This window comes from Arthrobacter sp. 10T44 (genome assembly GCF_056393885.1).
This window is the reverse complement of the sequence record NZ_JBFTGT010000009.1, coordinates 134,882-142,623: the sequence shown is the minus strand read 5'-3', so window position 1 is coordinate 142,623 and position 7,742 is coordinate 134,882. Positions and strand designations below refer to the sequence as shown.

The 7,742-nt window shown below is 68.2% G+C and carries 8 protein-coding genes; 3 read left to right on the top strand and 5 right to left on the bottom strand.

Annotated features, from left to right (window positions below):
- Positions 1-256 precede the first annotated feature (256 nt).
- A complete protein-coding gene (locus AC1DBL_RS14790; RefSeq protein ID WP_476917323.1) occupies positions 257-1,207 on the bottom strand; it encodes an EamA family transporter in 951 nt (316 codons plus the stop codon).
- Between the two features lie 165 nt (positions 1,208-1,372).
- Between AC1DBL_RS14790 and AC1DBL_RS14785 the strand changes: the two genes are divergently transcribed.
- The gene (locus AC1DBL_RS14785) at positions 1,373-1,915 is read left to right on the top strand and encodes a CGNR zinc finger domain-containing protein (protein ID WP_476909562.1); all 543 of its coding nucleotides are present in this window, start codon (positions 1,373-1,375) and stop codon (positions 1,913-1,915) included.
- Here the strand turns inward: AC1DBL_RS14785 and AC1DBL_RS14780 are convergent.
- The 3 genes from AC1DBL_RS14780 to AC1DBL_RS14770 form a co-directional block, all read right to left on the bottom strand.
- Entirely contained in the window at positions 1,912-2,259 is a 348-nt protein-coding gene (locus AC1DBL_RS14780) for a hypothetical protein (RefSeq protein ID WP_476893496.1), read from the bottom strand. The two genes, AC1DBL_RS14785 and AC1DBL_RS14780, sit on opposite strands and share 4 nt — an antisense overlap.
- 85 nt (positions 2,260-2,344) lie before the next feature.
- On the bottom strand, positions 2,345-2,938 hold the full coding sequence (locus tag AC1DBL_RS14775) for a hypothetical protein (protein ID WP_441419172.1): 594 nt from the start codon (positions 2,936-2,938) through the stop codon (positions 2,345-2,347).
- Between the two features lie 9 nt (positions 2,939-2,947).
- Positions 2,948-4,315: an MATE family efflux transporter gene (locus AC1DBL_RS14770; protein ID WP_441419171.1), complete on the bottom strand. Its 1,368-nt coding sequence runs from the start codon at positions 4,313-4,315 to the stop codon at positions 2,948-2,950.
- A gap of 144 nt (positions 4,316-4,459) precedes the next feature.
- On the opposite strand from AC1DBL_RS14770, the gene AC1DBL_RS14765 reads away from it, so the two are divergent.
- Together AC1DBL_RS14765 and AC1DBL_RS14760 are read left to right on the top strand one after the other, a co-directional pair.
- The gene (locus AC1DBL_RS14765) at positions 4,460-4,894 is read left to right on the top strand and encodes a DoxX family protein (protein WP_476909563.1); all 435 of its coding nucleotides are present in this window, start codon (positions 4,460-4,462) and stop codon (positions 4,892-4,894) included.
- 192 nt (positions 4,895-5,086) lie between these two features.
- Positions 5,087-6,061 carry an acyl-CoA thioesterase gene (locus AC1DBL_RS14760; RefSeq protein WP_476909564.1) on the top strand — a complete coding sequence of 325 codons (975 nt, stop codon included), beginning with the start codon at positions 5,087-5,089 and terminating at the stop codon, positions 6,059-6,061.
- Here the strand turns inward: AC1DBL_RS14760 and dnaB are convergent.
- Positions 6,058-7,440, bottom strand: a complete 1,383-nt coding sequence (dnaB, locus tag AC1DBL_RS14755; protein WP_175323067.1) for a replicative DNA helicase — start codon at positions 7,438-7,440, stop codon at positions 6,058-6,060. The two genes, AC1DBL_RS14760 and dnaB, sit on opposite strands and share 4 nt — an antisense overlap.
- Positions 7,441-7,742: the final 302 nt, after the last annotated feature.

Below are 7,742 nucleotides of genomic sequence, written 5' to 3'. Positions count from 1 at the left end.
ACCAAGGTCCTGGCCGGTACCCAGTGGCTGGGACCGGACGCGGAGAAGTTCCGCAACGAGTGGAACGGCGAGCACGTTGCGGCCCTCACCCGGGTGTCCCAGGCGCTGCAGCAGGCCAGCCAGCAGGCCAACCGCAACGCCACCGAGCAAGAAAGCGCCTCCTCGCGCTAGCCGGAACCTTCTCCAGATCAGCCCGGACGCAACCGCGTCCGGGCTGTTCGTTTAAAGCGGTTCGCTTGGCAGCCGGACCCGTCCCTCAGGGAACCGGCTCGACGTCGTTGGCGTGGTCGAGTTCGGCGGGCAGCCGGGCGGGGACGCGCAGTTCGTCCAGCCGGACCAGCACCACGCCGCCGACAATCAGCAGGCCGCCCAGGAGCTGGACGGGGCCCGGGAGTTCGCCCAGGAGCAGCCAGGCCCAGATGACGGCAAACAGCACCTCGGTGAGCGAGACGAAGGATGCCACCTTCGAACCGAGCGCCCGCGCGGCCACGACGCCGGAGACGTAGGCGAGCACGGTGGCAAGAATGACCAGCCCGAGCAGCGGCACCCACCAGGGCGTGACCCAGGCTCCGAGCCTGGTGTCGGCCGTGCTGGCCACCATCGGCAGCAGCCCCGTGGCCGCCGCCAGCCACATGACCAGCGCACCCACCATCAGGCCGCCGGAGGCCAGAACGATCGGCGGCAGCGTGTCATTCTCTTTGGCCGTGATGAAGAAGTAGATAGCCAGGCAGACGGCGGCCGCGATGCCCCACAGCACCCCGACCACGTCGATCTTCACCGCCCCGGTGAGATCGAGGACCAGGACCAGGCCGGCGAGGGAAAGCAACGTTCCTGCCACAGTGAGGGGCCGCGGCCGTTTCCGGCTCGCCGCCCAGAGCCACAGCACAATGATCACCGGGGCGAGGTACTCGAGCAGGAGTGCGACGCCCACCGAAAGCCGGGCGACGGCGTTGAAGTAGAACAGCTGGCAGGCGGCGACACCGATCAGGCCAAACAACAGCACGGTGAGCCAGTTGTCGCGGAGCTGGTGCCAGCGGCCGCGCAGGGCGAGAACGGCCGGGACGGCCAGGACCAGCGCGGCTCCGGTGAGCCGGGCGGTGACCGCGGCGCCCGGCGTCCAGCCGGTCTCCAACAGCGCCTTGGCGAAGGAGCCGGAAAGACCGAACACCGCCGAGGAAAACAGGGCCACTCCCAAGCCCGAGGCCAGGAAGCCCGGAGCGTCCGGCGTCGGCTTATCGGCGGGGCGGAGCTGTGGGCGGTTCTTGGCCGGAGCCCCGGCGGGGCGGCGTGCGGCAGACACGGGCTGCCTCCTGTCAGGAGTAAAGTTGGGTTATGGTCATGACAGTACGCCCGGGCGACGTAAGGAGTCAAGATGGTTTTTGCACCTGACACAGAGGTTGCGCTGCGCTCGGTGGTCGGCCTGATCAACACGGCGGCGAACGGGGAGGAAAGACTGGCCACCGTCGCGGACCTGGACCGCTTCCTCACCGCCGAGGGCTTCAGCGGTTCCCGGACCCAGGATGCCGCCGAGCTGGCCAGCGTGCACCGGCTGCGCGGCGAACTCGCCGAGCTGTGGCTGGCGGATGAGGGCACCGCCGTGGACACCGTCAACCGCCTGCTGCGCGAGGCCCACGCCTTGCCGCAGCTGATGAAGCACGACGGCTGGGACTGGCATCTGCACGCGACCACACCCGAGGCGCCGCTGGCCGACAGGATGAGCACCGAGGCCGCGATGGCGCTGGTGGATGTGATCCGCAGCAAGGAAATGGACCGGATGCTGGTCTGCGCCGCGGACGACTGCGACGCCGTCGTGCTGGACCTCAGCCGGAACCGTTCCAAGCGCTACTGCGATACCGGAAACTGCGCCAACCGCGCACACGTCGCGGCCTACCGGGCGCGGAAAGCGGCGTCCTAGCGGATGTCGCCGCGCTCGTCGGCGTCGGGGGACGGCTCGGCGGCGTGTCCGCCGAAGGACGAGGCCGGCTTCCTGGAGCTCAGGTTGACGCCGGAGCCCTTGCCGAGGTGCTCGGCGTTGTCCTTGTAGCTCATCGAGAGCATGGCCGCAATCACGAGGGTCACGATGAAGGCGATGCCGGCGCCGGTAAAAGCCAAATCGAAGCGGGGGGCCTTGGCGCTGCCCCCGGAGGCGAAGATCAGGACGGCGAAGAAGGCAAGCACTGCCCAGAACGCGGAGAACATAAGAGGACCCTTGACCGAAGTCCGCAGGCTGCGGCGTTCTCCTGAATTCTGTTCTGCCAAGGTGCTTTCCTCCTGCCGCCAACGCCGGCTTGGCGTGGCAGTCGTGATACTGCGGTTGTTCTACGCAAGGTAGAACCTGTTCCTACTAGTTTACGGCCTCGGCGGATACGTCCCGCGCATCATGGCGCAGGGTCAGCCCGGCCAGGGTCCACAGCACCCCGCTGATGATCGCGCCTCCGCCGGCCACGCCGAGCAGCGCGTGCGGGCCGAGGTCAATGAAGAACGGCAGCGCCACGGCGGCGCCCAACCCGATCACTCCGGAGGCGGTCCAGTCCCGTGCCAGGACGGAGCGGCGGCGCTCGGCCATGCCCAGGTAGAGCTCCGCGGCGCCAGCGAGACCCAGGCCGAGGGCGCCGATGATGCCGAACACCAGGTTGCCGGGGAGCAGTGCCACGGCTGCGCCGGTTCCGGTCAGGACGGCCCCCGCGGCGGCCAGGACCTTGGCAGTCCGGCCTCCGTGCTGCAAACCGGTTTTCTTGACGCTCCAGAGCAGCACCAGCCCGGTGGCGAGCAGATAAAGGCCCCCGGCCCAGCCCATGCCGGCAACAGGGGGCGCTGCCCAGAAAACCGTCACGGCGCCGAACGCCAGCGCGATGGCGGCCCGGAGCAGCACGGGCTTCCACACGTCCGGGGCGGCGGGCAGGGCAGTCGAGGCTTGGGGGTCTGCGGGGAAAGTCACCTGCCCAGTTTAGTGGGTGCCTCCGTGGGCGCCGAGCAGCATCCACCGGTCCGTGCGCGCCCGCAGCCCGAGGGTGACAGCGCGGGCCAGCATGTAGCCCAGCGAGAAGGCCGCCCAGAGCCAGAGCAGCGCCGCACCGCCGGCGGTCCCGGACAGCCGGACCGCCAGCAGCAGCGGCAGGTAGACGGCAAGATTCACGACGCCGGCAATCGCCAGGTACCGCGCGTCCCCGGCGCCGATCAGCACACCGTCAAGGACAAAAACATAGCCCGCGATCGGCTGCCCGGCGGCCAGCACCCAAAGGGCGAGCGTGAGGGCCGACCGGACCCCGGCGTCGGGGGTGAACAGCTGCCCCGCCCACGGCGCCGCGGCGGCCAGCAGGAGTCCGGTCAGCACCCCGAAGCCGAGCCCCCAGCGGACCATGGTTCCAGTGAGCTCGCGCACCGCCGCCGGGCGGGAGGCGCCGAGTTCCTTGCCGATCAGGGCCTGGGCGGCGATCGCGAGGGCGTCTAGGGCAAAGGCCAGGAAGGTGAAGACGGTCATCGCGAGCTGGTGGGCGGCGAGGTTCACCGGCCCCTGGGCCGTGGCGACCACCACCGTGGCGAGGATCGCGATGCGCAGGCTGAGCGTCCGCAGCATCAGCCATGACCCCACCCTGGCCAGGGACCGGATGCCGCGCCAGTCGGGGATCAGGGTCACCCCGTGGTTGCGGGCATTGCGCTGCACCATCACGACGTAGACCAGGGCCATGGCCCACTGGGCAATGCTGGTGCCCAGGGCCGACCCGGTGACGGAGAGCTGCAGCCCATAGACCAGGAAGAGGTTCAGCACGATGTTTACGGTGAAGCCGGCGGCCGCCACGACCAGCGGAGTCCGGGTGTCCTGCAGGCCCCGCAGCACTCCGGTACCCGCGAAGATGAGCAGCATGGCCACCAGGCCCGGCATGGACCAGCGCAGGTAATCCACGGCAAAGGATCGCACCTCGCCGCGGGCGCCCATCAGGTCCAGGAGAGGTTCGGCGGCGAAGAACCCGGCCGCGGCGAGTCCGACGCCCAGCAGCAGCGCGAGCCAGACTCCATCACGCCCGGCCGCGAGTGCCCTGGGCAGCTGGCCGTTGCCGATCGCGCGCGCGACGGCGGGGGTTGTGGAATAGGCGAGGAACACCATCAGCCCCACCGCGGTATGCAGCACCGCCGAGGCCAGTCCCACGCCGGCAAGCTGGGCCACGCCCAGGTGCCCCACGATCGCGGAGTCCGCGAGCAGGAAGAGCGGCTCGGCGATCAGCGCCCCGAAAGCCGGCACGGCCAGGCGGAGGATTTCCCGACGCCGGGTTGCCGGCGGCGGAAGTGTTGCGGGAGTCGGGGCGGAGGCGGGCACGGAACCACCCTAGCGGCGCCGCACGGCTTCGCATTAGTTGACATTTCAACTATGCACCGGAACACTTGAAGTTGAATCTTCAACTAAACCTGTGCGGGCTGCCATCTCCGGCAGCCCCCTGCCAGACGTTAGAACGGTATTTCCATGAACCAGCCCACGCTCACCACCACTGCCCGCACCATCCTGCGCGTCGTCACCGGATTCCTCTTTGCCGCCCACGGCTGGCAGAAATTCAGCGAGTTCACCATCCCGGGAACCCAGGCCGCCTTTGCCCAGATGGGCGTCCCGGCCGCCAACCTTGTCGCACCGGCCGTCGCCACGCTGGAGCTGGCCGGCGGCATTGCGTTGATCCTCGGCGTGCTCACCCGCGTGTTCGCCCTGCTGCTGGCAGTCGATATGCTGGGCGCCCTCTTCCTGGTTCATGCCTCGGCGGGAATATTTGTCGCTGCGGGTGGCTATGAGCTGGTGCTGATCCTGGCCGCCGCGGCCCTGGCCGTGGCGCTCGTCGGTGCTGGCAGGGTCTCCGTGGATGGAGCCGTCTTCGGCCGCACCGGCTCCAGGCTCAGCGCCCTGGCCTAGGCGCGGCTGCAGTAACAGCGTTCGACGGCGGGCGGTCACTTCTTGGTGGCCGCCCGCCGTCGTCCCCGGCCGCCGGCGCCGTACTCACAGCGGCGTCTGTGGCGGCGCCCGTGGCGGCGTCTGTGGCGGCCGGAGCCGGGTTTGTGTCGGGCGCCGGCGACGGTTCGGCGGACCGTCAGTACACTCGCTTCCATGAGCGAGATTTCCGCCAACGCCGTCACCCTGCGCTTCTTGGCCGCCCCCACGGACGTGGGCCACAGCGGCTCGGTGGACGCGGGCACGGTCCTGGAGTGGGTGGACAAGGCTGCCTATGCCGCCGCCGTCGGCTGGGCGAAGTCCTACTGCGTGACCGCCTATGTGGGAAATATCCACTTCGCGGATCCGGTCAACAGCGGCGACATGGTCGAAGTTACCGCAACCATCGTCTACACCGGCCGGTCCTCGATGCACATCCGCACCGTGGTCTCCTCCGGCGATCCCAAGGGCGGGCCGGCCACGATGCGCAGCCAGTGCATGGTGATCTTCGTAGCGGTGGGCGAGGACGGCAAGCCGATTCCGGTGCCGCAGTTCGAACCGACGACGCCGGCGGAAATTGAGCAGCGCGAGCATGCGCTGGCCCGGATCAAGGTCCGCGAGGATATCGTCGAAGCCATGAGCGGCCAGGAGTACACCGACGCCGGAACCGCCGAACGCGTCACGCTGCGGTTCATGGCCGCCCCCACGGATGTGAATTGGGGCGGCAAGGTCCACGGCGGAATCGTCATGAAGTGGATCGATGAGGCGGCCTACGTTTGTGCCTCACGCTACTGCGGGAAGGACACAGTGGCGGTCTTCTCCGGCGGCGTGCGGTTCTACCGGCCGCTGCTGATCGGTCACCTGGTGGAGGTGGAGGCCCGGCTGGTCTACACGGGAACAAAGGGCATGCACATAGCCGTCCATGTCCGCTCCGGGGATCCCAAAGGGCACGAACTGAACCTCACCACGTACTGCCTGACCGTCATGGTGGCCCGCGACGAGAGCGGAACCTCGGTCCCGATCCCGCAGTGGGTTCCGGTGTCCGAGGAGGACAAGCGCCTGCACGCCCATGCCCGGGCGCTGCTCGAGATCCGGGGCCGGGCACCCGGAAACCGACTGCCCAACCACCTGCTCCCGAAGGCGCTGCCCTAGAAGCCCCCGCCGCCTGCGTCGCCCGCCATGTTGGCGAAGCGGGAGTAGTGGCCCTGGAATGCGACCACGATGTCCTTGGTGGGACCGTTACGGTGCTTGGCGATGAGGATGTCGGCTTCGCCGGCGCGCGGAGACTCCTTGTCGTAGACGTCTTCGCGGTGCAGCAGGATGACCATGTCGGCGTCCTGCTCGATGGAACCGGACTCTCGGAGGTCGGAGACCATGGGGCGCTTGTCCTGGCGCTGCTCGGAGCCACGGTTCAGCTGCGAGAGCGCGATCACCGGGACCTGGAGTTCCTTGGCCAGCAGCTTCAGGGCGCGGGAGAACTCCGAGACTTCCTGCTGGCGCGATTCGACCTTCTTGCCCGAGCTCATGAGCTGCAGGTAGTCGAGGATGACCAGCTTGAGGTCGTGTTGCTGCTTCAGCCGGCGGCACTTGGCGCGGATTTCCATCAGGGACATGTTGGGGCTGTCGTCGATGAACAGCGGAGCGTCGTTCATCCGGCCCATGGTGGTGGCGATCTTGGACCACTGCTCGTCCTTGATGGTGCCCTTGCGCAGATCCTGCAGCCCGATCGTGGCCTCCGCGGACAGCAGGCGCATCGCGATCTCGTTCCGCCCCATTTCCAGGGAGAACATGACGGTGGCGAGGTTGTTCTTGATCGCCGCGGAACGGGCGAAGTCCAGTGCGAAGGTGGATTTACCCACGGCGGGGCGCGCGGCGATGACGATCATCTGGCCGGGGTGCAGGCCGTGGGTCAACTCGTCGAGTTCGTAGAAACCGGTGGGGACACCAACCATGCCTTCGCCACGGTGCCCGGACGCTTCGATTTCATCCACGGTGGATTCCATCACGTCCTTGAGGACGACGTAGTCCTCGGCGGTACGTCGTTCGGCCACGGCGTAGACCTCGGCCTGGGCCTGGTTGACCAGGTCCTCCACCTCGCCGTCCTGCCCGTAGCCGAGCTGAACGATCTTGGTGCCGGCGTTGACCAGGCGGCGCAGGACGGCCCGTTCGGCCACGATTTCGGCGTAGTAGCCGGCGTTCGCGGCGGTGGGTACGGTCTGGATTAGCTCGTGCAGGTAGGCCGGGCCGCCGATCCGGTTGATTTCGCCGCGCTTGGTCAGCTCGTCCGAGACGGTGACGGCATCGGCGGGTTCACCGCGGCCGTACAGGTCGATGATCGCTTCGTAGATGGTTTCGTGCGCCGGGCGGTAAAAGTCCTGGCCGCGGAGGATCTCCACGACGTCCGCAATGGCATCCTTGGACAGCATCATGCCGCCCAGCACGGACTGCTCCGCGGGGATGTCCTGCGGCGGCTTGCGGCTGCCTTCGGCTCCCCGAGTGCCCTCGACCGAGTCCAGATGCGTAACTGACAAAACTGCCGTCCTTCATTGTGTGCCGGCGGAATGCTATTCGCCGGCGGCGCTTAGGCCATCTGTTGTAGTGCGTGTTGTGGTGCCGTGTTGTGATGCCATGTTGTGGTGCCGTGGCGTTGATCCGGCAGGCCTCCACCGGTTCATTACTAGCAGCAGGCTCCGACACTTTGTCTGGCACCCGGGCTGCGGCAGTCCTGCTGAGCGGCACCGGCGGTAGCTTGCGGGGCCGCTGACCGCCTTATGCATAACCGCCTCATCCAAAACCCGCCTCGTCCACCACGCCGGACCGCCGCGGTTCCGGC

Bases quoted from the DNA above. Each gene is read 5' to 3' on its own strand.
- AC1DBL_RS14765 (WP_476909563.1), top strand. From the start codon at position 4,460: ATGAACCAGCCCACGCTCACCACCACTGCCCGCACCATCCTGCGCGTC.
- AC1DBL_RS14760 (WP_476909564.1), top strand. From the start codon at position 5,087: ATGAGCGAGATTTCCGCCAACGCCGTCACCCTGCGCTTCTTGGCCGCC.
- AC1DBL_RS14785 (WP_476909562.1), top strand. From the start codon at position 1,373: ATGGTTTTTGCACCTGACACAGAGGTTGCGCTGCGCTCGGTGGTCGGC.